This is a genomic window from Clostridium sp. MCC353, assembly GCF_018785315.1.
GTDB lineage: Bacteria > Bacillota > Clostridia > Lachnospirales > Lachnospiraceae > CHH4-2.
On the sequence record NZ_WQPN01000099.1, the window covers coordinates 5,167 to 5,873 of the forward strand.

At 42.6% G+C, this 707-nt stretch carries 1 protein-coding gene; it reads right to left on the bottom strand.

Annotated elements, in window-relative coordinates; all coding sequences use genetic code 11:
• Positions 1-498 precede the first annotated feature (498 nt).
• Positions 499-707: hypothetical protein (locus tag GPL15_RS17310; RefSeq protein WP_215699947.1), on the bottom strand; the 209-nt coding region annotated here is incomplete at its 5' end.

Sequence of the window (707 nt, forward strand, 5' to 3'; positions counted from 1 at the left end):
GTTTCCACACGACCCCTGTATCGTTTGTTTCCCCTGCCCCGGTCCCCGGCCTGGTTTCCCGCCATCCGGTCTCCCCGCTTCCTTGCTGGTTTTCTCTGGAGCAAGAAATTAAAATAAAACGTGAAGGCATTTTCGAAAAAGCCTTAACCTTTTACTGTTAATCCCCAGGTCAGTTACTTTAAACCTCTATGTCATAATTTGCACTAAATACCAAACAACGTCTCAACCAAACGCTTCTTTGCCTTATCTACTTCCCTTCTCCAAATCTTTATTTGGGTGTTTGGCCAAAGTTACGCCTGGAAATAAAAAGTTTTTGGGGGAGAGGAATAGAAAGAGTAAAAAAGCGTTTCAGTAAGGAGGTATTTGGTAATTGGTATAGGTTTTGGCGAATATGACATGGAGATTTGATGTAAAGGGTGAGGGGATTTACATCAAAGGGTGACGGCATTTTCGAAAATGCCTTGAGGGTTGATGTTAAATTGTTTTTAATTTGTTGAGCTAGAGAACACCAGCAGGAAAGCGGGACGAGGGGACGGACTGGATGTTTGGATGCGGATGGACCAAGGGGAATCCTTCGGGGATGAAAGCCATCTGGAAACCGTTAGTGAAAGTTAGGCTCCAGGGATAGAAAAAGCCATTTGGTAATATGTCAAGAAGAAAATGAAAAAGATTTTTTAAGAAAAGGGTAACTTTAATAGACCTACGGT